This window comes from Ancrocorticia sp. (genome assembly GCF_052089425.1).
Classification (GTDB): domain Bacteria; phylum Actinomycetota; class Actinomycetes; order Actinomycetales; family Actinomycetaceae; genus Ancrocorticia.
Genome location: NZ_JBQCZW010000003.1, coordinates 112,776 through 134,858, shown reverse-complemented (window position 1 = coordinate 134,858; position 22,083 = coordinate 112,776). Strand labels below are relative to the sequence as shown.

Below are 22,083 nucleotides of genomic sequence, written 5' to 3'. Positions count from 1 at the left end.
TGTAGCGTCGCATGAGACCTCCAACCTCTAAAACCTCTAAAACCTCTAAAACCTCACGATAATGCTAGATCAATCCCTGATGTGATGTATGCAGTTTCAGTTCCACAAATCATCATAAGAACCGTGTTTTATCTGCTATGGTAAGCCAGAAGAAGTTGCCTGCTAGAAGGGCATCAAGTCATTGAAGACAGTGGGCAAGGATTACGATGCCTGATCAGAGGGTAAACAAGCCGCGGCGGTGGCTCCGCACACTCCTCGCTACGCTCGTGGTCATTGCTATTGCCGCGGCTGGGTGGTGGGCGGGGCGGGCCACTCTTGGTGATCAAAACGGTGAAACCTCCGATAACGCAACTTCTCAGGCCGTGTGGGCGGAAGCCACCGAGACCAGCGTGGGGCGCTCAATCTCACTGACCACAACAGTTCGACAGCCCATGAAGGTCGTCGCATCCAACTCCCTGACGGGCATCGTGCGCAAAGTTTCGCCGGGCGATCATGGGCAAGGAGAGACCATCTTTGTTGTGGGTGATACTCCGGTGCGCGCCATCCGTGCAGAGCTTCCGTTCTACCGCGAGCTATCCAACGGCGTTGAAGGTGACGACGTTCTGACACTTCAGAACGCTTTGCGCGATCTAGGGTATTTCAATCTTTATCCGGACGGAAAGTTCGGGCCAGCTACTGAGAATGCCGTGAAGAGATGGCAGAAAGATCTTGGGCAGGATCAGAGCGGATCAATTCAGCTTGGCGAGTTGGTAGCCATCAGCCAACTCCCCACGACGATTCGACTCTCCGAGGCCATCGCCGTAGGTAAACCTCTGGTAGGTGGCGAGGATGCCGTCAGCGCTCCCACAGGGGACCGAACCTTTGTCCTCGTAGTTGGGGAACAACAAGCGAATCTCATTCCCTCTGAAGCAACTATCTCCCTCAAGTATGGGGACTACACGTGGGACGCAGTGGTGAGCGAGGTTAGCCAAAACGAGGACATGACCTACGATTACATTCTCACCGCGCCTGGCGGTGGTCCCGTATGTGGTGGGGAATGCGATGCGCTCCCCACCGATGAGCAGGTTTCGGTCAATTCGACAGTCAATATTGTTCCCGAAGTAGACGGCGTGGGTGTACCGGCAGCGGCCGTGCGAACGGGAAGCGACGGCGCAACATACGTCGTGACTGAATCCGGAGACGTCCCGGTGGATGTGCGCGGCTCTGGTCAAGGCGTTGCCATTGTGGACGGTATCGATGCTGGAACGAAGGTAGAGGTTCCCTCGAACGCGGCAGCTCCAGTAGATTCAGGGACCACTGACACGGAGCAGCCGTAATGCTCGCAGTTGAGGATCTCGCCTTCCAATATAAGAAGGGCGGAGAAGAGCTTTTTGACGGATTGAGCTACGAGTTCTCTACGGGCTGCGTCACCGCCATGACGGGACCATCAGGGCGTGGAAAGTCCACTTTGCTCTACATTCTTGGCCTCATGCTCACACCGGCGAAAGGCTCAGTTCTTTTGGGAGATGAGAAAGTCAGCCGGATCTCGGACGCCAGCCGCTCTCTCATTCGGGCACAAAAGATCGGTTTCGTTTTTCAGGACTCCGCTCTGGACCCCAAGCGAAAGATCATCGACTCCGTGATCGAACCCGCCTTGTACGCCGGGTGGGACCGGCGCAAGGCCCGCGAGCGCGGCTACCAATTACTGGAAGAGATGGGTGTGAGCGGGCGCGCCGATCACCGCCCGGGCGAGATTTCCGGTGGTCAGGCTCAACGCGTGGCCGTGTGTAGGGCGCTGATGAACGATCCCACCGTAATTCTTGCCGATGAGCCGACGGGAAATCTAGACGTGGAGAATTCGCAGATCGTATTGGATACGCTCTCAGCTGCGTCAAACGACAATCGGCGTGAAAGAACCGTGGTGATTGCGACTCACGATCCCTTCGTCATTTCCCATTCGCAGATGGTTCTCACTCTATGAGGATCCGGCTTGTCTTTCGCGAATCGTGGGCGATGGTGACTGCCTCAAAGGTGTCCTCACTGCTCGTTACTTTCTTGGTTCTTGCCATGTGCACGGCAACCCTGCTCACGGTTGGCCGTACGGCCGCTACCGAAGTGCAAGTCCAAGAGCGGCTGGAATCGGCAGGCTCTCGCCTGCTCGTGATCACGGATCTCACCACAGACAAGCAGTACATTTCACCAACCGTCGTGGATTCAGTGAATGGCTTCTCCACGGTCGAACGAAGCTTTGGCGTGCGCTCCACTGTGGACGTGGTCAATGGGGCTCTCGGGGCAGGCGGCACCAAGGTTCCCGCGTGGGGAATTACCGGAGATATCGGCGATGCCGCGATACTCGTCAACGGTAGGATGCCCGGCCCCGGCGAGGCGCTGGCTTCGGCAACCGCCATGGAGAATTTGGGGCTGGATGGAGCTGCCGGTTGGGTTCGGCTCGATTCTGAAGCTGGACTCTTGGACCTCAATATCGTTGGATCGTTCGAGTCCCGTACTCCGTTCAACGATTACGAGGCGGGAATCCTCTACGTGCCGCTGACCGATGGACCGAGCAGCACGTTACAGGTGATACTCGCAGATTCGGAAGTGGCTCAAGCAACTCAAACTGCCGTACTTGGCGTGATGGACGCCGATCCTGGCGATATAAAAGTTCAATCGCCAATTGGGGCCGCAGAGTTACAGAGTCAGGTTATGGGAGACGTGGCGGTGTTTGGACGGGCTCTACTGCTCGGCGTACTTGGGGGCGGCGCGGTACTCGTTGCCACGGTGACACTCGCAGATGTATTGGTGCGGAGGGCTGATCTGGGAAGGCGCCGGGCACTCGGGGCTACGCGCTCAACAATCATCGCGCTGGTGGTTCTCAGGACTGCCTACACCGCACTGATCGGCGCTGTTCTGGGGATCATCATCGGGCGGGCGATCACCGGACAAATGGGCGCCGTGCCACCCACAAGTTTCAGTATCGGGGTGGGCATGCTCTCCCTGATCGCAGCTCTGCTCTCAGCCCTGCCCCCGGCCATCTACGCCGCATCTCGCGACCCGGTGGGCGTACTCCGCACGCCATAGCTTTATAGGCGAGAACTAGTACTACAAGTTGGGACTGGTACCGGAAATTCTGCGAGTTTGCAACTCTTCAACGGCGTAGCCCTGCTCGGCCTCGGCAACCCAAGCGTCCACTTCGGCTTCTGAGATTTCTCTGCCGGACATTTTCCGTTCCATGTCCAAAGCCTAGTACAACGATGTGTAACTAGTCAGGCACAGTTCTCGCAGCTGGTCGGGCGTCGGATCGCGATACACGTCGAGGCTATCAACAGCAACTCACTGCTCGACCCGAGCCGGAAACATCAAGCCCTGCCAATACAACTCGAAGATGCCACTGAATAAGTCAACGCACAGCTCAATCGGCATTGTCACCCCGTGATTTCGCCATCGCGCATGTACACCACACGATCGGCTAGTGTGTTCGCTTCTTCGTGATCATGGGTGACGTACACGGCGCTGGAATCTGCCGCAGTGAGGATGCCGCGAAGCTCGAGGGCAAGCTGTTCGCGCAGCTCGCGATCTAGCGCCGATAGAGGTTCATCCAGTAGCAGGAGGCCAGTGCGGCGGGCTAGCGAGCGGGCCAGTGCCACGCGCTGAGCCTGACCGCCCGATAACGTGGTGATGGCACGCGGGCCGTAATCCGGCAGACCCACAAGGTTCAGCCAGTGGGCCACTTCTTCCCTGATTTGCGCGCGGGATCTTCCCGTATGTTCCAAGCTGTAGGCCACGTTGCCCGCCACGGTTCGATGCGGAAAGAGCTGTCCATCCTGAAACACCATGCCGCAACCACGCTTGTGCGTGGGCACACCTGCCACGTCCTGACCGGCAATCAGCACCCGGCCCGAGGTGACTGCCTCAAGCCCAGCAACACCGCGCAACAGGGAGGACTTACCGGAGCCAGATGGCCCCAGTAGTGCGACGATTTCGCCCGGCGATACCTGCAGGTCCACGCCATGCAAGGCTTCAAAGCCATCCGTGTAGGTGACGGTCACGTTCTGCAATTCAAGAGCGTATTCACTCATGTGTTGTCCTTACTCGCTGATCGCTCAACAGGTGCACCGTTGCTAGTTCCCAAGAACCCTTCTACGTCAGATCCCCCTGAATGACGCTCGTCGATCGTGGTAGTGACGGAAGGTTCCACGTCCGGGCCGCCCGGCTGGCGCGTCAAGATGTGGTGAGAGTGGGCGCCAGCATTCACATTCTTCCCGGCCGCGCGGGGCCGCAGCGATTCACACAGGGCCATGACCCCGGCCGTGACGATGGCTAGGATCAGCGAGGCAGCCATGGCCATCCCATAGTTGTCCGCTCCGGGGCGGCCAAGCAACTTAGCAATAAGGACTGGCAGCGTGGTCCGATCAGCCGTGGCCAAGAAGCTCGTGGCCCCGAATTCTCCAAGCGATATGGCGAACGCGAAGCCGGTGGCCAGCCCGAGGCCACGGATCATGAACGGCCCGTCAACGGTGAGCAGCACGCGCAGCGGCGAGGCTCCCAACGTTGCGGCAGCCTCGCGAAGCCGTGGGTCGATTGCGCGCAGCACGGGCACGAGAGAGCGCACCACAAGCGGCAGTGCGATAACGGCCTGCACGAGTGGAACCATGACCTCGTTGGGCAGGGCACCGCGCAGCGAGATGAAGAAACCAAATCCAACGGTTACGGCAGAGATCCCAAGAGGCAGCATGACTAGGCTGTCCAACAATCGCTGGCCACCCCGTAGGGCGCCCCGCGTGCGCCGCGACAGCACGAGTGCCACCGGTACCCCGATGATCAAGGCGATCACCGTGGCCTGCAGCCCGATCTCCGCGGAGGTTCTCAGAGCCTGCGCCGGGCTCACCCCGCCGGTGAAGCCTTGTCCGGCCGTGTTCAGCAACCGGAAGTTCTCCATACCCCAGGCGTCCCCGTGCCGGAAAGCCCGCGATGCCAAGGACGCCATAGGTGCGATAAGAAGCAGAACAACAACCGCCACGGTCAGTCCTACGGCGGCAACATCCCCGCGCCGCACCTTCCGCGGCGCCACCGGATTCATGCGCAACGCCACGTCATTGTTCAGCTTGTTGCTGAGCGCCAGCGCGATCGCCACGATCACGAATTGGACGCAGGAGAGCACGGCGGCAGTCCGCAAATCCAAGAAGGTGGTTGTTTGCACCCAGATCTCTGATTCGAGCGTTCCGTATCCGGGACGCCCTAGCGTTTGGACGATCCCGTATGCGGTGGAACAGAATAGGAACACGAGACTGGCCGCCGCACCAATTGCGGGCCGCAGCGCCGGAAGCGTAACCGTGAACAGCGCGCGCAAGGGAGATGCCCCCAGTGTTCGTGCCGCCTCCTCCGCACGCGGATCCAGCCCGGCCCACATGCCACCAACGGTGCGCACTACAACCGAGAAGTTGAAGAACACCATGGCCATCACCACTGCGCTGGCCGTACCGTCCAGTCCCAACGCCTCATACGCCCCACCTTTACCAAGCAGCGCGCGGAAGGCCACGCCCACCACAACGCTGGGCAGCACGAAGGGAACCGAGGAAATGGCGCGCAGCACGCGGCTCCCCGGAAACGTGCACCGATAAAGCGCATAAGCCCCCGGAATACCCAGCACCACCGCCCCGGCGGTCCCGCCCAGCGCCATCCACAGCGTTTGCCAGATGATCCGCCACGTGCGTTCTTGGCTCAGAACCTCGGCGAAACCCGAAAAGTCCCAGCCCGCATCGCCCACGAATCCGCGAACCAGCATGGCCGCGACGGGCCACACGAAGAATACCCCGAGGAAGGCAACGGGCAAAGCAACAGCGCCTGACCATGCCGCGATCTGGCCAAGCCCGGCGGGGTTGCCACGCCCAGCACGGTGCCGGGCAGCACGAACGTCTGGCCGAGCCCCGCCACCCCGGCCGCCCCCGCTCGATCGGTGCGTGACCTGCAAAGGTTAGTTCCCGCTCTCCTCGTACAGTGCGGTCCAATCCTTGATCCACGTGTCGCGGTTCTCCGCCACAACGGCGGTATCGGCCTCGATCGGATTCTCGGGAGCAGCGGCATATTCAGCCCACTCCTCAGGAAGCTCGACCTGATCGTTGATGGGGTACATGTACATTTCACCAGGGATCGCTGCCTGCACATCGTCCGAGAGCATGAAATCGATGAACGCCTGAGCTCCCTCGGGGTTAGCTGCCCCTTCCACAACGCCGGCATATTCGATCTGCCGCACGCAGGTATCGTCCAGCGATCCAGTTGCCCCAGCGCTTTCGGCCGGTGATGAGGCGTAGGAAACAACCAGCGGGTAATCGCCTTCGCCCTCAGCGCCAGAGAAATCAGAGTAGTAGGCATCCGACCATCCGGAAGCCACCTTGGTGCCGCCATCCAGCAGGCTCTGCCAGTAGTCCAGATAGGAATCCTCGCCCAGGGCCTCAACGGTTCCCACGAGGAAGGCGAGCCCGGGAGAAGAAGCCGCCGGATCTTGAACCACAAGAAGCTCAGCGTATTCAGGCTTGGCCAGATCATCGAAGGTGGCCGGCTCGTCCATACCCTGTTCCTCGAACCACGCGTGATCCACATTCACGCACACATCCCCCAGATCGATGGGGGTCACGGCGCCGTCTAGCGTGTAGTCCGCCCCACTCGCTGGCAAATCCCCAGAGGTGTAGTTGGCGAACACACCCTCATCCACGGCCTTTTGCACGGAGAAGTTCTCCACGCCGTACACGGCATCCACCGTGGGGTTGTCCTTGGCCAGAATCAGCTGGTTGACAACAACCCCGGCATCGCCGGGCGCCGTCGTCGTCAATTCAAAACCTGATTCTTCCTCGAACCGGTCAATTAAATCCTGCGGAACGTTAAACGAATCGTGGACCAGAACCGTGACGGAATCGGGCGCCGATCCCGCGTCCCCACCCTGCGAATCGTCCCCGGAGCAGGCGGCGAGCCCACCCAAGGCCAACGCTGCCACTGCCGTAGCCGCGATTTTCTGCTGCTTCATTCTTCCTCCAATCAAGGAGGGCTCACCGAAGTGAGGAGAGAACTCGACTCCCTAGCGCCGGTATGATCCGGATCAGGTTCGAGGGTCTGCTTTCGCACTCTCAGCACCGCGTTGGCGCTCCCCTGTCGATCCCACAGCCTAGCAATCAGTCCGCCGCGTTGGCTACCTCGTCCGCAACCTGCTGGGCACCCTCAGCGGCCCTGTCCAGCCCATACCACTTGGAGGCCTGACGCATCACCAACTGGTTCACCACCGCGGCCACGCTGGCGGACACCACGGAAAAGACCAGAGCATCGCGCAGCGGTTCGGTGTAATCCTCCTCATTGGGATGGTCCCGGCCAACGGCCACCTTCCAGATCCCGTCCGCGAGTTTATTCGCGAGGAAGCCTGACACGATTCCGGCGCCAGCGCTGATGATTTTCCAGCCGATATCCATACCTTCTCCTTAATGAGTGTTCTTCCTATTATCGCGCTCGGTTGGCGCCACGTGTAGGTCCTCCCGCAAATCGTCCACCACCAGTTCGCCAGAATCCACCCTGCCCGTGCGGTATCCGGCGCGCGAAAGCATGTGGGCCGAAATCGGGGACGTGATGAGTTGGAAGGCAATCACGAGGATCATCGTCCACGTCATGGTGGAATCGCGCACGATCATCGCCGCGCCGGTCAGGTTCAGGATCAGCGAGAGCACTTGCGGCTTCGTGGCAATATGCTGGCGCGAAATCAGGTCCGGGTAGCGCGCCAGCCCGATCGCGGCGATCAGCGTGAGCGTGCAGCCAAGGATGAGGAAGATTGCACCGGCGATGTCCAGAACGTCATCCATTGGTTTCCTCCTCGTCGCTCCCATCCGGATGGACGGGTTCGGCACTATCTTCGTCCGAATCAGATTCTTCTTCCGCTGCCTCCGCGGCCGCGATCGCTTCTTCCTCCTCGATGGTGAGGATTCGGCGTTTGCCCGGATCGTCGGGGCGCGCGGCTCGTGCGAGGGTCACCGATCCGAGGAAGCCGACGACGGAGACGACGACGAAGACAGCCAACAAATCCGCCCTGGTGGTATATGCAACGAGGAGCGCCAGGGCCCCCAGCACGATGGAGGTCATCACGTCCACGCCAACCATGCGGTCAAGCGTGGAGGGGCCACGTTCGATGCGGAACAGCACGGCGGCGGCAGCGATGAATAGCATCACGCCGCATACTCCAACTACCCAAATCATTAGTCCTCCTCCGTCGATTCGTACACTGGGGCGAATGGGACCGGCAAGAGGCCCGATCGGGAGGTGGGGCCCGGTACGAAGCCAGCGCGAATAAGTTCGTCGCGTGAGGCGAATGCGCGCAGAATCCTCTCCTCTAGGTCGAGGATCGAATTGTGAGCAGCCGAAACACCGCCCGATAGGCCTACATCGAATACGTGAATGTACATCGTGCCGGTTGAGGCGTCCGCTTCCACCGGGACTGTGCCCGGAACTACCGCGGCCATGCCGGCTGCCATGGCCAAATACATGTCAGATTCGGAGCGGAGCTGAACGCGGATGATGGCGGCCTTGGCTTTTCGCCCGCGCACGATGAAGAGTGCCTGCTGAATGGAGGAGAACACCAGATCGTAAACGAAGTGTGCGCCGAGTATCACGAGGCCGCGCGGGCGGAAACGCCCATCGAAGCTCATGGCGGGGAACGGTGCCACGCTGGTGATTGCGAGCGCGAGGATGAAGCCCGAGACGATATTGCCAGGGGTGACTTCACCCCACAACAACACCCAGACCAGCGTGCACCAAAAGAGTGTGCCCAGCGAGGCGTGTGGGAAGCGGCCCGGGCGTTGCGTTGCTATTCGGATAGCGTCCCGTGACTTACTCATCGTTGCCTCCTTCGGGCTCCTCCATGTGATCATCCGTGACGTTCGGGGAAATACCTTCCCCACGTTGGCCTTCCTGTGGAAGAACGGTGGCGATGTAGGGGGCACGTGCTCTGAGTTCAACCGCCGTGTCATCTGTGAAGTGGCGCAGTGGGTTTGCGATCACTGACAACCCCAGCGTAACGGCTACCAGCGTGGCGGCAATACCGATCATGCCCTTCGGGCAATCATTCTCCGGCAACGGGTCCGGGGCCTCCTGCCAGAACGCCATGTTCCACACGCGAATCACGGCGTACAGGGTAAGGATCGAGGTGATGATTCCGGCTGCAATCAACAGCCAATCCAAACCGGTGCCACGATGCGCCGATGCCTCCATGAGGCCCAGTTTGCCGAGGAATCCGGACATCGGTGGGATGCCTGCAAGGTTGAGCGCGGGAATCAAGTAGAGCGCCGCGATGAGGGGGGTTCCGGCAGCCAAGGATCCCAGCTTGCTCATCGAGGTGGTGCCGGTGCGGCGTTCGATCAGGCCCACCACCAAGAACAGTGTTGTCTGGACCGTGATGTGGTGAACCGCGTAGAAGACTGTGGAGGAGAAGCCGCCCGTGGATCCCAGCGCGACGCCCCACACCATGTAGCCCATGTGGGAAACGAGAGTGAAGGACAGCAGCCTCTTAATGTCCTTCTGAGCAACCGCGCCCAGAATGCCAACAAGCATTGCCGCCACGGCGAACCACGCGAGCACATCGTTCAAGGCACCGTCCGGGAACAGCAGCGTTTGCGTGCGGATGATCGCGTAAATGCCCACCTTCGTCAGGAGGCCAGCAAACACGGCTGTGACGGGAGCCGAAGCCGTTGGGTAAGAATCTGGGAGCCACGCAGAAAGCGGGAAGATAGCGGCCTTGATCGCAAACCCAATCAAGAGCAGCACCTGCAAGATCATCTGTATGCCCTGATCCAGTTCCGGAAGGCGCAGGGCCAGCTGGGCCAGATTCACCGTGCCGGCAGCGGCGTAGGTGAGCCCAATTGCCACAAGGAACACCATGGAAGACACGAGAGAAACAATCACGTACACCGTGCCGGTACGCATGCGCTCCTGAGTCCCGCCCATCGTGATCAACACGAAGGAGGAGGCCAGCAAGAGCTCGAATCCCACATAGATATTGAACAGATCCCCGGACAGGAAGGCATTGGACACCCCGGCGGACAGCAGGAGGAACGCCGGATAGTAGATCGCCGAAGGGGCACCCTTATCGCCATCTGCCACACCTTGGAACACTGAATACAGCAAAACCAGAAGCGTGACGGTCACCGACGTGACCAGCAAGAGCGTAGAGAGCTTATCGGCCACCAGCACGATGCCCACGGGTGCGGCCCAGCCGCCCATGTTCAGAACAATAGGCCCGTCGAGCGAACCGATGAGAAGCGCGATCGCTGCCGCCAACACAAGGCTCAGCACGCCAATCGTGGCGATGAACTGAAGGAACCGGAACCGCTTGGCTGAGAGCAGCAGCAGAATGCCTGCGCCCAGCATGGGCAGCACCACGGGTAGGGCTAGGAGGACATTAAGATTCACTATTTCCTCCATCGGTTTCATCGTGGAATTCGGCTACCGTTTCAACAAGATCGCCCTTATCCTCGTGTTTCTCCATCGCTTCAGCGGCCTTGCGCTTGGCAACGGCACGATCCTCGCGATCATCGCGGACTTCATCGTTATCGCGGAGCTGCCACGATCTGTAGGCCATCGCCAGCAGGAAGCCGGTCATTCCCAACGTGATGACAATGGCCGTCAGAACCATCGCCTGAATCAGGGGATCCGCCATTGCTTCCGGCTCTGCGGTCCCAACAATCGGCGGCTCACCGGAGCGCCCACCGGCTATCAGGAACACAATGTTGATTCCATTGGAGAGTGCCGCGAGGCCAAGAACAATGCGTGACAGGCTTCGCTCAAGAATCAGGTATACGCCAACGGCCACCAGAACCCCGGCAAGAATGACTAATGCTAGCGAACTCATGCGTTCTCTCCCTTCGCTTCGGAGGAACTAGAGGAGGAACTAGAGGAGGCTGAAGAACTCGATGTGCCGCGCTCCCACTCCTTGAGTGATGACTCATGAGGGGGCGATGCCAGCTCGCGGTGAGCGTGATCCATTCGCGCGGGGCTAGGTTGCTGAGTGCCAGAGCCCTGTGTGCCTCCCGGGAGATCATCGGATTCCTCGTCACGTCGCAACATAGCTTCGGCATCCATCTCATGCTTGAGTGCCGCGCGATCATCCTCGTGAGGAACAATGATGAGATCATCTGGGCCCTGCAGTCCTTCGAGTTCACCGTGGCGATCAATCTCGCCGCCGAGTGATCGCAGGATTTCCAGCGTCATACCCACTACTGCCAAGTACACACCGATATCGAATATCAGGGCGGTGGCAATGTGGATCGATCCGAAGATCGGGACCGTGGCATCGATCATCGCGGTCTGTAGCGGAACTCCTCCGGCAAACACTGGAGCAATCACGGCCACCACAATGAAGAGCAGCCCGCCGCCCATGAGATAGGAGGGAAGCACCGGCAGCGCGGCGCCCAGCTCAAATCTGCCTCCAGCAAGGTATCGCAGAGCAAACGCGATTCCCGCCAACAGGCCACCAGCGAACCCACCACCCGGCTGGTTATGGCCGGAAAAGAGGAGGAAGAGAGACACCATGACAATCGAGTAGAAGACGATTCGTGTTCCAACAACCAAGATGACCGGCCGCGAGGAAACGCCGCGGCGAACAACTGTGGAGAGCCACGAGCGTTCCCGGCCTTGTTGTGAGGGGCGCTCGCTGCCAGCATCCACGGAGTGGTAATCGCCGGAATCCACAATCTCCACGAACTTCTCGCGTACACGGGACTGGGCTGGCCCAAGGATGTTGCGCAGGCGGTCTGTGCGTCCCGTGCGGTCACGAACGAACAGCAGTGAAGCAATCCCCATCGCGCACACCACCAGCACGGCCGATTCGCTGAGCGTATCCCACGCGCGGATATCAACGAGGGTCACGTTCACGATGTTGCGCCCATACCCGAAGTTGAAGCCCTCTTCGGCGAAGAGCGTGGAAATTGGTTCGTGCTCCCGTGCGTTAGCGGCGATGAGAGCCGCTAGGGACACCATCAAACCGGTGAGTCCTGCCAGCATAATCCGCCGGCTGCGCGAGCCGCGGAGCGGGCGGTTGGAGAAATAGGGTGGCAGGCGGCGCACCACCAACACGAACACCACCAGAGTGATCGTTTCTGACAGGACCTGTGTGAGCGCTAGATCTGGGGCGCCGTACAGCTCATAAATCAGCGCAATTCCATAGCCCACTACTCCCATCAAGAGAACGGCTTTCATGCGGCGGCGCGAGCGGGCGGCCAGAACGGCGGCAGTCACCACTACGATGACAACCGCCCCTTGGGCTGGCGAATCCCACAACCGAATACCGTCCGGAAGGTTGGCTCCGCCGGCCAAACCCGCCACAATCACGGTGACAAGTGTGAATCCAAAGATCGTGGAGAGGTAGGCGGGCAGCGATCCACGTTGGGTGGCGCCGGTAACGCGGCCTGAGAGATCTTCAAGTCCGCGCAAGGTGGACTGGTACACCTTGTCCGCGGCGATCTTCACTTCGAATCGGTTGGTGATCCTGACGAAGTGGTGCTGTCCCAAGAAGAGAAGGAATCCGGCTACGAACACCAGCAGAGTGATGAGAAGCGGCCAGCCGAAACCGTGCCACAGGGCCAGATGTCCGGCGCTTCCCGGATATAGATCCGCGTGGTATTCAAGCAGCTGGGACCACCACGAAGAGGAGATTCCAAGGATGAGTCCGAGCGAGGAGAGAATCACGATAGGTGCCGTCATGACGCGCGATGAGCGGCCAACGGGGTGTTCTTCCACCCCGTCCTTGGTGGCGAACGCCCCCCACCAGAAACGCAGTCCATAGGCCACTGTCAGGGCCGACCCCACAGCGATGGCCACCCACGTGATCGTGGCTGTAACGTCTCCTCCAACCAGAGCACCTAGTGCAGCCTCCTTCGCCACGAACCCGGCCATCGGCGGGAATCCGATCATGGAGGCGGTGGCAAGGCCCGCAAACACTGCGGGCACCGGCATCTTGCGCCCCAAACCGGTGAGCTGGCGCAGATCGCGCGTTCCCATGGCAACGTCCACGGCGCCAACGGTGAGGAACAACGTGGACTTGAAGAGGGCGTGTGCGCACAGCATCATGAGGCCCGCCAAGGCCATCTCTGCCGTTCCGTAACCCACCATCAGGGTGATGAGTCCGAGCTGGGACACCGTGCCGAAGGCTAGGACGAGCTTCAGATCGTGTTGCTTGAGGGCTCGGTACCCGCCGATCAGTAGCGTCCCGATTCCAGCCACAAGAATCATTGGCTTCCACGGCGTGACATCCGCGAAGCCCGGAGCAAGGCGTGCTACCAAGTACACCCCAGCCTTCACCATCGCGGCTGCGTGCAGGTAGGCAGAAACTGGAGTTGGTGCGGCCATGGCCGCCGGGAGCCAGAAGTGGAACGGGATCAACGCGGATTTTGAGAAGGCGCCGATCAGCATCAACACCACGGCAGCGGAGAGAAGTTCGGGATGGCCGTATCCCAAGTTGCCAGCCTGCGCGGCCGCCACAAGTTCATGTAGCGAGTATGATCCTCCCGGCATTGCTCCCAGCATGATGATGCCGATCAACATGGCGAGCCCACCCAGAGTGGTCACGATGATCGCCTGCATTGCTGCGCGCCGGGAGCTTCCGCGGGAGGAGTAGTGGCCTATTAACAGGAAGGAAAAGACGGTTGTCAGTTCCCAAAACATGTACAGAGCCAGCGTGTTATCAGTGATCACTAGGCCCAGCATCGCGCCAGAGAACGCCACAAAAACGCCAGCAAACCGGCCGATATGCGAGGCCACATCAGAAAAGTATCGCGCTGAGTAGAGAAGGACCAGCGTGCCCACACCCGTGACAAGCAATGCCATGACCGTGGAGAGTGCATCGATCCTTACGTCGAACGTGAAGCCGAGTTGGGGCAGCCAACTAACCTTTTGTTCGTAAACTTCGCCGCGGAACGCTGCAGGAAGCTGCAACAAGAACCAGATGGTAGCGAGTCCGGGAATCGCAGAAAGCAGAGCGAAGCCGAGCCTGCCGCGGTTCATCACAATGGGCGCACACAATGCCCCCACAACGAACAAGAGCAAAAGTGCTGGCATTACGTGACTCCTCAACGTGATGCGGAGGGCGGTCAAGAGCAAACGCACACAAGAGTGGCGCCAGCACATAGTATCATAATGCTTGAATTTTCACTGACGGTTACCACACGAAAAACCGCTAGATATCAACAAAAAGAAGCCAAGAGGTTCGCATAATGTGAGAAATCTTGGAACCACTAAGAATGGGAATAGCGCTCTCGAATGGTCCGCCTCATGAGCTCAAACGAGTAGCGTCCCGAATAGCCCGACAGGATGCCGGAGCCTAGAGTTGGCCGCCAGTCACATCGCGGCTGACATCGATGCGGTGAAAGTTCTTGAAGGAACGCGAAGCAGTTGGCCCACGCTGGCCCTGATACCGCGATCCTGATGCCCCACTTCCATAGGGTTTGGCAGCCTGAGAAGAGAGCTGGAAGAAGCAGAACTGCCCCACCTTCATACCCGGGTACAGCTTGATCGGCATCGTTGCCGTGTTGGAAAGCTCGAGCGTGACGTGCCCTGAGAAGCCTGGATCGATGAAACCCGCCGTCGAATGAGTTAACAACCCGAGCCGTCCAAGACTGGACTTGCCTTCGAGCCGGGCCGCGACGTCGTCGGCCAAAGTAATCTTCTCGTACGTTGACCCAAGAACGAACTCCCCCGGGTGTAGAACGAATTCGCCGTTCGCCGAAACGTCCACCAGCCGCGTGAGATCCGGCTGATCCGCCGCCGGGTCAATCACCGTGTACTTGTGGTTATCGAACAGGCGGAAGAAGCGGTCAAGGTGGATATCCACCGAGGAGGGTTGGATCATCTCCGAATCCCACGGATCCACCTGAATCCGACCGTCCGCAACGTACCGCGCAATGTCTGTATCTGAGAGAAGCACGTAACGATTGTGACACGGATTTGTCTCTATGTTCGCACCATCCCATCTAGGTGGGGCCGTTTTGGTGGAAACGGTCCCGTGCCGCTAAGCTAAGGGAGCGCCTTGCGGGCGTAGTTCATCGGTAGAATGGAAGCTTCCCAAGCTTCAGAGGCGGGTTCGACTCCCGTCGCCCGCTCTCTTGTAACGTTGCAATGCTGCAACTCTGAAGGGCGTGTCGCCCAAAAGGCCACTTAATGCGCACCAATGGACCACTTAATGCGCGAGGAGACCACCTAATGCGCACCAATAGACCACTTAAAGCGCGAGGAGACACGTTACAACATGTCTTGAGGCGCCGTAGCCTGTCTCCAGCCGATACGGAAACGTCAGGACCCGCGAGTTTTAGGACTGTAAGATCTCTACATGGACACTTCCGAGAGGCAATTCGCCGCCGTGGCCATCTCTGCAGCAATCAGCATAGCAACGTTGGCAGTAGCAGGGTTCCTCGGCCTCCTGCTATCGCTTGCTGCAGGGATCGGCACAAATGACGTTGGGGGCCTCGTTGTTGGAGGCCTCACTGCCATTGCGATCTCGACCCTTGGGGGAGTAGGTTGCGGTGCCGCACTGCGGAAACTGCAGCTCCCCGAGTTCAGGTGGCTGTGGGCGGGGATCGCCATAGCAGCAACGTTGATCCTCGGTTTCCTAGCACTCTCGCGAGTAATCGAAGATCCTTCCTACCTGCCATTCTTCATATTCTTGTTGCTGGTTCCCGCTGTCCTCATGACGTTCGGATTCTGGCTGGCCGTGAAGCGGTCTCACGCCGATGTGAACCCAGAGGTGGGCCCCTCGCAGCCCCATCCGCAATAAAGCTTGAGTGGCTGAGTAAAAGGGCCACATGAAGATTTCGGTACGAATTCCGCATGGAAATTTCGGCATGAATAGGGAAACCTAGTACTAAGAAGCCCTCCAACCTATTTCTAAAGGATTCACCATTGGCAACATTCGTTGTTGGCGCCGCAATCGTCGATTCATTGGAGCACCCAACGCGCCTACTAGCCACCCAACGCTCCTATCCCGAAGCACTCGCGGGTCAGTGGGAGTTTCCTGGCGGCAAGGTTGAAGAGGGCGAGAGCCCCGAGCAGGCCCTCCAACGCGAGATTCGCGAGGAACTGCGATCGGCGCTGATCATCGGGCGGCAAGTGCGCGGGCCGCGGAGCGGCGATTGGGAGATCCCGGTGGGCCGCATGCGCATATGGCTGGCGCAAATCGCCCCGGAAGGCCCTCCTCCAACCCAAGGCCCGAGCCATCGGGACCTCCGGTGGGTGGATCGCAGCTCCATCCGGAACCTCCCGTGGCTGCCCGGAGATATCCAGATCATCCCGGAGTTGCTCAGCTTCTTCACCGAGTAGCCGCCACGGAAACGTTCCCCGCAGTGTTTATGGCTGCAACGCTCGTGCTTATCCTTTTTGCTCTTGTTCAGGCACTGCGCATTGAGGGACACACCCCGCCAAAGCAACGCGATTCCAGCAGCCGTACTGCGGAGTCCTGAGGTTGGGCTGCCTCGCAAGCTCCTTCCGTGAAGCTGCGTGACGGGAGTTAGTCTGCGCGGCGAGAGTTACCGCAGCGCTCAAACCCTCGGTGCATAACCTAACTCTCGCGGTAGAGCCAAAGCCGGACTCCCGCGGTAGGAATAATCTAACGCTCGGCCTCACCAGTTGACGCCGCCGCCAGAGCCACCTTCCTGCTGGCCCTGCTCGTGTTCCTGCTGGCCCCGCTGGTTACGTTCGTCCAACTCATCCTGTTTCTGCTGAGTCTCGGGATCCTCGGGTTCCGGTTCCGGATCATCGGGTGGAGGTGGCTTGGGAGGGTCGTCGGTTCCGCCGCCGTTCTCTTGCTGCTGCTCTTGCTTCTTTTCCTCTTGCCGGTCCCACTGCTCCTGATTCTCAGTCCAATCGGTACACGGCGCGATCGTCTCTTGAGCCTTTGTATAGAGTTCAATAGCTGCTTCGCGGGCCTCGGCGGCCTCAACATTGTCATCGTCATCGCCAGCACTGCCGCCACCGTCACTGTCCCCGCCAGCACCAGATCCAGCACCATCTCCAGCAGCCTCGCCCAGCAGCACATCGCCCTGAAGCTCGTATCCGAGCGAGAGATTCCTCCGCACGGTGCATTCGGGCCGCCCCTCGGGATCGACTACCCGATCACCGGAACGCTCCGCCTCGGGCACACGTTCAAGCGCCGCCTCCAAATCTCCGACGCCACTTTCAACAGCCGCAGCATCCTCCACATCCGTGTACTGCTCGCCAACACTGCTGGCCCTGCCGGCGCCGATGCCCACGCCGATCCGCGCAGTGCCACGGTTAAACGGCCCCTCCCATCCTTCCCAAGAATCTGGAGTCACGCGCAAGAACGTGGAGTAGTGGTTCACCGAACTTTCCATCGATCCCCCGGCATACTCCCGCTTGCCGAATTGCGGGCTGGTGGCCATCAGCCCGGTCCACACAACACCTGCCACGAGCAAGGCACTCACGAGAATTCGCAGGGTGAGGCGCGCGTTCCTGCTCAGCGCGTTGAGTCGCTTCATGAGCCCACTCCATTCGCACCCTCACGCATCCCGCGCCGCGCCTCGAAGGCGCCCCGCACGCGCGGCACAACGTCCACGATCTCCCAGATCGCGAGCGCCACCATCACCAGCGCGATGGGCCACAGCACGGGATTGTAGGTGTGCCCGGACCCAAGCTGATCCTGAAGATCCTCGATCCCGCCCAGCAGAACACTGTTATCGATCCCGGGCTGGGTGCGATGAACGTAGGGAACGCCCAGCCGCTCGGCTACCTTCCCCAAGTCGATCTCATCGATACGCGAAATCGCATCGTCCCCGGTTGCCGGATCTTGGATATAACTCTCCGAGGAACCGCCTTCGCTCACGCGCATCCGGCCGCCTTCTTCGGTGCCATACCCCAGCACGGCACCACCGGACGTATAGTTGCCGGCCTCCGAGAACTCCACCTCCAGATTCGCAGCCTGATCGGTGGCCTCGCCATCGGAGAAGAAGTAGACGGCGCGAATGTTCTCCGGCCGCTCCTCGGCTGACCGCTTGAGGGTGTCCGTCAACAAACCAGAAGCGCGGTTCACCGAGGAACCCGAGGAGCCGTAAGCATATTCGAGTTGGAAGGTTTCCACCCACGATTGGACCGCACGCACGTCCGTGGTGAGCGGTAGCTGGACGGTCGCCTCCGAATCGAAGCGGATCACAGAGAATCGCGCACCCGGGTACGATCCCGCAATCGCTGTGATATCCGCGCGCACCCCGTCCGTTCGCGGGTTCGTCCCGTTGTAATCTTCGGCTCCCATGGAGCCCGTTGTGTCGACGACGACGTAAACTTCCACATTCGTTTCAACTTGCGGAAGCTCGGTGGCAACAGCGGGACCTGCGCCAAGTGCTGCGACGGCCAGAACCATGAGGCCTCTTCGGCCCCAGATCCGGGCAGCGCCCTCGCGCCTGCGAACATCGCGCCAGCCCAGCCAGCACACACAAAGCCCGGCCAAGGCAATGATGAGCACCACCCATAGCGGCCATATCCATATCAGCCTCATAGCCGGAACCTCCATCCCGCCACGAGAAGCACGCCTAGCCCAACGGCGATCAGCACGGGCCAGAACCCGGGCGTATCCAGATTGGTGATCTGCTCCCCGCCATCGATCTCGCTTTCCTGTTGGGCTTGGACTTGTTCAACGATGGCAGGGGCTGCGGAGGAATCATCGGCCTGATAGAACGAGCCTCCGATTTCCTCGGTTGCCGCCCGAAGCTCGCCGCTCACATCGCCGAAGGTGTAGATGGGCTCAATGTAGAGAGAATGCAGCATGATATCGCGCCGCGCCAGCATCTCTGTGGCCTCCTCTAGGGTGAAAAGAGGCTCACCCAGCACATCGTTGTCCGTTGCAAAGATGATGGTGCGGGATCTTTCCTGATCATCCAGATCAAACGCCTGAGAGCAAGAGACTAGGCCATCTCCCACAAGCGAAGAACCCTTCTCCGCACCCACTTCAGTGCCGAGGATCAGATCCATGAACTCCCGGTAGTTCTCGGGATAGAAATCCTCGGGGTTCATCTCCAGAGCACTTGAGGCGTTCTCCAGCTGCTCGTTGATCATCGTGTAATCGTCCGAGAGGGGAAAGACCGTTCGGGCGGAGGAATTGAAGATAACAAGAGCCACGCGTTCACCGTCAAATTCATTGACGATATCCGTGAAGGAATCAAGGATTTCGGAATCAAACTCGGCGACTGACCCAGAGATATCGAGGCACAGAACGATATCGCGGTTCGCCCTCTCCTCATCTGATGTCATCACGTCGTATGGCCGCCCTGCCAGTACGGCAGCGGACACGGCGATAAGGAGTGCCGCAACCGTCAGAGCAATGGCTCCTGCCCAGTAGCGGGCGAGCCGCGATTGGAACCTGTGGCTAGCGCGTACCGGGGCCGTGTGGGCCACTCTCACAGCCGAGGCGTTGGGAAGTGGCCGGCGCCAAACGATCACCACCGCGATCACCGCGCCAGCAATGAGAACACATGCGAGCCAAGCCATCACCATTGCGCGATCAACTCCATCGCCCCGTTCACGGATCGAATGCCTTCGGCCTCTGGATTGGCAGCAAATGTTGGCTGTTCCCACGTACTCATGAGCGTTGCCACCCGGGTGAGCTGGGGCTGTTTCATCATCTCGCCCGTGCTCCATGAGGAGAGATCGCGCCCCGAACGCTCAGAAATGATCCGGCGCATCTCCTTGCCAAGAGCCTTGTGGAGTTGACGCACGGCCTCGGCAGATTGTGGGGGAAGATAGGCCTCCCCAATCTGACGGATCGCGGCAAGCCACTGCTCCTTCTGACTTGGCGTAAAGGAGGCGAGCACTACCGCCGCAGGTTGACGCGACCGGCTGCGCTGCCAGAGCAGATAGGCAACCCAAGCCACCAGCACCAGCGCGGCAACAATGAACGCCACGATGAAGGGGGTTTTCGGCCCAGACGGGGAGAGAACGTAATCAGAAGGCACGATGCTGCCTCCTGAGAAGATCCAGCAGAACCGGCAACACATCATCGGTCGATGCCATCGGTGCATGAAGGACGCCGTGGGCTACAAGCAGCGCCGCGCTTCGTGCCTCCCATGCCCTTCTGTTGGCCATAAGTTCTGCGCGGAACTGCGGATCATCGCGCACGTATTCTGGCAGGGGAATATCGCCATCGATCTCGCTCATCTGCTCGATGTTCTCCTGCGTGAGCGGCATATCCGCCACACGGACAACGAGGAGTTCGTGGCGCGTTCTCACTCTGCGCAATGCCATCTCATCGCCGGCCCGGGGCCAATACTGATCAGTCACCAGCACCACAAGCGATCGCTCGCGGGTTGTGCGAAGAACATAATCCAGCAGATCGGACACGCGCGCCGATCCTCGCCCGGCCGCCAGCCGCCCCTCCGCATGAGACATGAGGTATTCCAGATGCGCCTGCCCGTGCCTACCGGGAAAGTGCTCGATGCCTTGAGAATCCCCCATCACCATGCCCAACCGGTCACCGCGTTGCAAGGATAAGAACGCCAGAGTCTCCCCCGCCAGCAGCGCAACCTCCGCCTTCGTGTCCCCTGAGGGAGTCACAGCCAGCATCTCCCTGCTCGTGTCCACCACCAGCTGAGTGAACACGTCAGTCTCGCGCTGATAACGCTTGATCACAGGAGAGCCGGCGCGTGCGGACACCTTCCAATCGATGTCCCGCACATCATCGCCCGGCCGGTACTCCGTCAGATCCTCGAAATCTGTGCCCTTGCCGGTCAGGATGGAGGTATGAGATCCCTCGTACAACCCGGCGGCGCGCCGCACCGTTGGCATCGCCAAACGCGCACGAATCAGCCCCATCCGCGAGGCCGATTGCCCCGGTGGCCTGATCGGGGCGGGTTCGGATGGCGCGGGGGCTGCCCGCCGTCGTCGTTCAAAAATCATGGTGAAGGCACAGCGGAAAAGACCGAATCAATCAAGGTCTCGGGCGTCACATCGTTCGCCATCGCATCGTAGGTGCGCACCAACCGGTGGCGAAGGACGGCGTACCGGAGGGCCTTGACATCGTCAGGAACCACGTACGAACGCCCCGCCTGCAACGCGAGCGCCTGAGCCACACGCATGAGGGCGAGCCCGCCACGGGGCGAGGCGCCAACGCGAATCTGGTTCTTCAAGCCCGCAATCGGGCGCGGGCCGCCGCCACGGGTGGTGTTAATGAGGGCGACGATGTAGGACTTGATCGCGCCGTCCACGTACACGTTGCTGGCCATCTCCTGAAGGAAGAGGACATCCTCCGTGGAAACCGGGTTCACACCGCTGGGCCGGCCGAAACTCCCCTCTGCCGTACGCGTCAGAATCTCCACCTCCTGATCTGGGGTGGGGTAGTAGAGCACCGTCTTCATGAGGAAGCGGTCCATCTGCGCCTCGGGCAGGACGTAGGTGCCCTCCTCCTCGATCGGGTTCTGGGTGGCCAGCACAACGAACGGATCTGGAAGAGGATAGATCTTCCCACCAATCGACGTTTGGCGTTCCTGCATCGCCTCCAGCATGGCCGATTGGGTTTTCGCCGAGGATCGGTTGATCTCATCCAACAACACCACGTTCGCGTGCACGGGGCCAAGCTGTGTGGAAAACGAACTGGACTCATACGAATAGATCTGAGTGCCCACGATATCGCTTGGCATGAGGTCCGGCGTGCACTGAATGCGCGAGAACGTGCCAGAAATCGCATCCGCCAACGTTGTGGCCGCCGTTGTTTTTGCCAGCCCAGGAACCGATTCCAGCAGCACGTGGCCCTCAGCAATCAGCGAGGTCACCAGTGCCGAATAGAGCGTCTCCTGGCCCACCACGCGCCCGTGGTAGATCTCCCTGACCGCACGGATCAGGTGGCGTGCACGTTCCAGCTCCTGCTCCGTGATATCGCCACCCGCACGGGGCTTTCCTGATTGAGGCTGGCTGGGCCGCCCTTCGCCTTCTTGCATCTGCTACCCCGTTTCCTCGGATCGCTGTAACTCTATCGGCAGGCGGAACCTTGGGGCATGTTCACGGCGATCGGTCCGCGATGTGGGCAGGCGTGAAACGGCCATCGGTTGGCTGACAAGCTGGAAAAGTCTCGGTCGCGGCCCTATTTCTTCG

Annotated in this window: 23 protein-coding genes, 1 tRNA gene and 1 riboswitch; of the genes, 6 read left to right on the top strand and 18 right to left on the bottom strand. The window is 60.1% G+C overall.

Annotated features, from left to right (window positions below):
* The first annotated feature begins 206 nt into the window (after positions 1-206).
* Genes ACTHV6_RS02380 through ACTHV6_RS02370 form a run of 3 tightly spaced genes read left to right on the top strand, consistent with a single transcriptional unit; the run spans position 207 to position 3,057 of the window.
* Positions 207-1,316 (top strand): peptidoglycan-binding domain-containing protein, encoded by a 1,110-nt coding sequence (locus ACTHV6_RS02380; protein ID WP_441385657.1) that lies wholly within the window; start codon positions 207-209, stop codon positions 1,314-1,316.
* Positions 1,316-1,960, top strand: a complete 645-nt coding sequence (locus tag ACTHV6_RS02375; RefSeq protein ID WP_441385656.1) for an ABC transporter ATP-binding protein — start codon at positions 1,316-1,318, stop codon at positions 1,958-1,960. The genes ACTHV6_RS02380 and ACTHV6_RS02375 overlap by 1 nt, the downstream gene beginning before the upstream one ends.
* Positions 1,957-3,057 (top strand): ABC transporter permease, encoded by a 1,101-nt coding sequence (locus tag ACTHV6_RS02370; RefSeq protein ID WP_441385655.1) that lies wholly within the window; start codon positions 1,957-1,959, stop codon positions 3,055-3,057. Before ACTHV6_RS02375 ends, ACTHV6_RS02370 begins: the two co-directional genes overlap by 4 nt.
* Positions 3,058-3,078: 21 nt before the next feature.
* On the opposite strand, the gene ACTHV6_RS02365 is transcribed toward ACTHV6_RS02370, so the two are convergent.
* From ACTHV6_RS02365 to dcd, 12 genes are all read right to left on the bottom strand, one after another.
* Entirely contained in the window at positions 3,079-3,210 is a 132-nt protein-coding gene (locus ACTHV6_RS02365; protein ID WP_441385654.1) for a toxin-antitoxin system antitoxin subunit, read from the bottom strand.
* A gap of 191 nt (positions 3,211-3,401) precedes the next feature.
* Positions 3,402-4,055 carry an ABC transporter ATP-binding protein gene (locus tag ACTHV6_RS02360; RefSeq protein ID WP_441385653.1) on the bottom strand — a complete coding sequence of 218 codons (654 nt, stop codon included), beginning with the start codon at positions 4,053-4,055 and terminating at the stop codon, positions 3,402-3,404.
* Positions 4,052-5,947, bottom strand: a complete 1,896-nt coding sequence (locus ACTHV6_RS02355; RefSeq protein WP_441385652.1) for an ABC transporter permease — start codon at positions 5,945-5,947, stop codon at positions 4,052-4,054. The genes ACTHV6_RS02360 and ACTHV6_RS02355 overlap by 4 nt, the downstream gene beginning before the upstream one ends.
* Positions 5,948-5,950: 3 nt before the next feature.
* Entirely contained in the window at positions 5,951-6,997 is a 1,047-nt protein-coding gene (locus ACTHV6_RS02350; RefSeq protein WP_441385651.1) for a thiamine ABC transporter substrate-binding protein, read from the bottom strand.
* Positions 6,998-7,028: 31 nt separating this feature from the next.
* Positions 7,029-7,131, bottom strand: a riboswitch (TPP riboswitch).
* A gap of 11 nt (positions 7,132-7,142) precedes the next feature.
* Positions 7,143-7,433, bottom strand: a complete 291-nt coding sequence (locus tag ACTHV6_RS02345; RefSeq protein ID WP_441385650.1) for a DUF4235 domain-containing protein — start codon at positions 7,431-7,433, stop codon at positions 7,143-7,145.
* Between the two features lie 9 nt (positions 7,434-7,442).
* Positions 7,443-7,817: a monovalent cation/H(+) antiporter subunit G gene (gene mnhG / locus ACTHV6_RS02340; RefSeq protein ID WP_441385649.1), complete on the bottom strand. Its 375-nt coding sequence runs from the start codon at positions 7,815-7,817 to the stop codon at positions 7,443-7,445.
* A complete protein-coding gene (locus ACTHV6_RS02335) occupies positions 7,810-8,208 on the bottom strand; it encodes a monovalent cation/H+ antiporter complex subunit F (RefSeq protein WP_441385648.1) in 399 nt (132 codons plus the stop codon). Before ACTHV6_RS02335 ends, mnhG begins: the two co-directional genes overlap by 8 nt.
* The gene (locus tag ACTHV6_RS02330; RefSeq protein ID WP_441385647.1) at positions 8,208-8,846 is read right to left on the bottom strand and encodes a Na+/H+ antiporter subunit E; all 639 of its coding nucleotides are present in this window, start codon (positions 8,844-8,846) and stop codon (positions 8,208-8,210) included. The genes ACTHV6_RS02335 and ACTHV6_RS02330 overlap by 1 nt, the downstream gene beginning before the upstream one ends.
* The gene (locus tag ACTHV6_RS02325) at positions 8,839-10,416 is read right to left on the bottom strand and encodes a Na+/H+ antiporter subunit D (RefSeq protein WP_441385646.1); all 1,578 of its coding nucleotides are present in this window, start codon (positions 10,414-10,416) and stop codon (positions 8,839-8,841) included. Before ACTHV6_RS02325 ends, ACTHV6_RS02330 begins: the two co-directional genes overlap by 8 nt.
* Positions 10,406-10,855 carry a Na(+)/H(+) antiporter subunit C gene (locus ACTHV6_RS02320; RefSeq protein ID WP_441385645.1) on the bottom strand — a complete coding sequence of 150 codons (450 nt, stop codon included), beginning with the start codon at positions 10,853-10,855 and terminating at the stop codon, positions 10,406-10,408. The genes ACTHV6_RS02325 and ACTHV6_RS02320 overlap by 11 nt, the downstream gene beginning before the upstream one ends.
* Positions 10,852-14,058 (bottom strand): Na+/H+ antiporter subunit A, encoded by a 3,207-nt coding sequence (locus ACTHV6_RS02315; protein WP_441385644.1) that lies wholly within the window; start codon positions 14,056-14,058, stop codon positions 10,852-10,854. Before ACTHV6_RS02315 ends, ACTHV6_RS02320 begins: the two co-directional genes overlap by 4 nt.
* A gap of 262 nt (positions 14,059-14,320) precedes the next feature.
* The gene (dcd, locus tag ACTHV6_RS02310; protein ID WP_441385643.1) at positions 14,321-14,923 is read right to left on the bottom strand and encodes a dCTP deaminase; all 603 of its coding nucleotides are present in this window, start codon (positions 14,921-14,923) and stop codon (positions 14,321-14,323) included.
* Positions 14,924-15,027: 104 nt separating this feature from the next.
* Between dcd and ACTHV6_RS02305 the strand changes: the two genes are divergently transcribed.
* The 3 genes from ACTHV6_RS02305 to ACTHV6_RS02295 all read left to right on the top strand — a co-directional run bounded on the left by ACTHV6_RS02305 (position 15,028) and on the right by ACTHV6_RS02295 (position 16,311).
* Positions 15,028-15,098, top strand: a tRNA-Gly gene (locus ACTHV6_RS02305).
* Positions 15,099-15,325: 227 nt separating this feature from the next.
* On the top strand, positions 15,326-15,769 hold the full coding sequence (locus tag ACTHV6_RS02300) for a hypothetical protein (protein ID WP_441385642.1): 444 nt from the start codon (positions 15,326-15,328) through the stop codon (positions 15,767-15,769).
* A 125-nt stretch (positions 15,770-15,894) separates the two neighbouring features.
* Positions 15,895-16,311, top strand: a complete 417-nt coding sequence (locus ACTHV6_RS02295; RefSeq protein ID WP_441385641.1) for a (deoxy)nucleoside triphosphate pyrophosphohydrolase — start codon at positions 15,895-15,897, stop codon at positions 16,309-16,311.
* Between the two features lie 299 nt (positions 16,312-16,610).
* Here ACTHV6_RS02295 and ACTHV6_RS02290 read toward each other — a convergent pair whose 3' ends face one another.
* Genes ACTHV6_RS02290 through ACTHV6_RS02265 form a run of 6 tightly spaced genes read right to left on the bottom strand, consistent with a single transcriptional unit; the run spans position 16,611 to position 21,929 of the window.
* A complete protein-coding gene (locus ACTHV6_RS02290) occupies positions 16,611-17,486 on the bottom strand; it encodes a hypothetical protein (protein ID WP_441385640.1) in 876 nt (291 codons plus the stop codon).
* Complete coding sequence (locus tag ACTHV6_RS02285; RefSeq protein ID WP_441385639.1) at positions 17,483-18,499, bottom strand: vWA domain-containing protein; 1,017 nt, start codon at positions 18,497-18,499, stop codon at positions 17,483-17,485. Before ACTHV6_RS02285 ends, ACTHV6_RS02290 begins: the two co-directional genes overlap by 4 nt.
* A complete protein-coding gene (locus ACTHV6_RS02280) occupies positions 18,496-19,494 on the bottom strand; it encodes a vWA domain-containing protein (protein ID WP_441385638.1) in 999 nt (332 codons plus the stop codon). The genes ACTHV6_RS02285 and ACTHV6_RS02280 overlap by 4 nt, the downstream gene beginning before the upstream one ends.
* Positions 19,488-19,952: a hypothetical protein gene (locus ACTHV6_RS02275; RefSeq protein WP_441385637.1), complete on the bottom strand. Its 465-nt coding sequence runs from the start codon at positions 19,950-19,952 to the stop codon at positions 19,488-19,490. Before ACTHV6_RS02275 ends, ACTHV6_RS02280 begins: the two co-directional genes overlap by 7 nt.
* Positions 19,942-20,892, bottom strand: a complete 951-nt coding sequence (locus ACTHV6_RS02270) for a DUF58 domain-containing protein (protein WP_441385636.1) — start codon at positions 20,890-20,892, stop codon at positions 19,942-19,944. The genes ACTHV6_RS02275 and ACTHV6_RS02270 overlap by 11 nt, the downstream gene beginning before the upstream one ends.
* Positions 20,889-21,929 (bottom strand): AAA family ATPase, encoded by a 1,041-nt coding sequence (locus ACTHV6_RS02265; RefSeq protein WP_441385635.1) that lies wholly within the window; start codon positions 21,927-21,929, stop codon positions 20,889-20,891. Before ACTHV6_RS02265 ends, ACTHV6_RS02270 begins: the two co-directional genes overlap by 4 nt.
* Between the last annotated feature and the right edge of the window lie 154 nt (positions 21,930-22,083).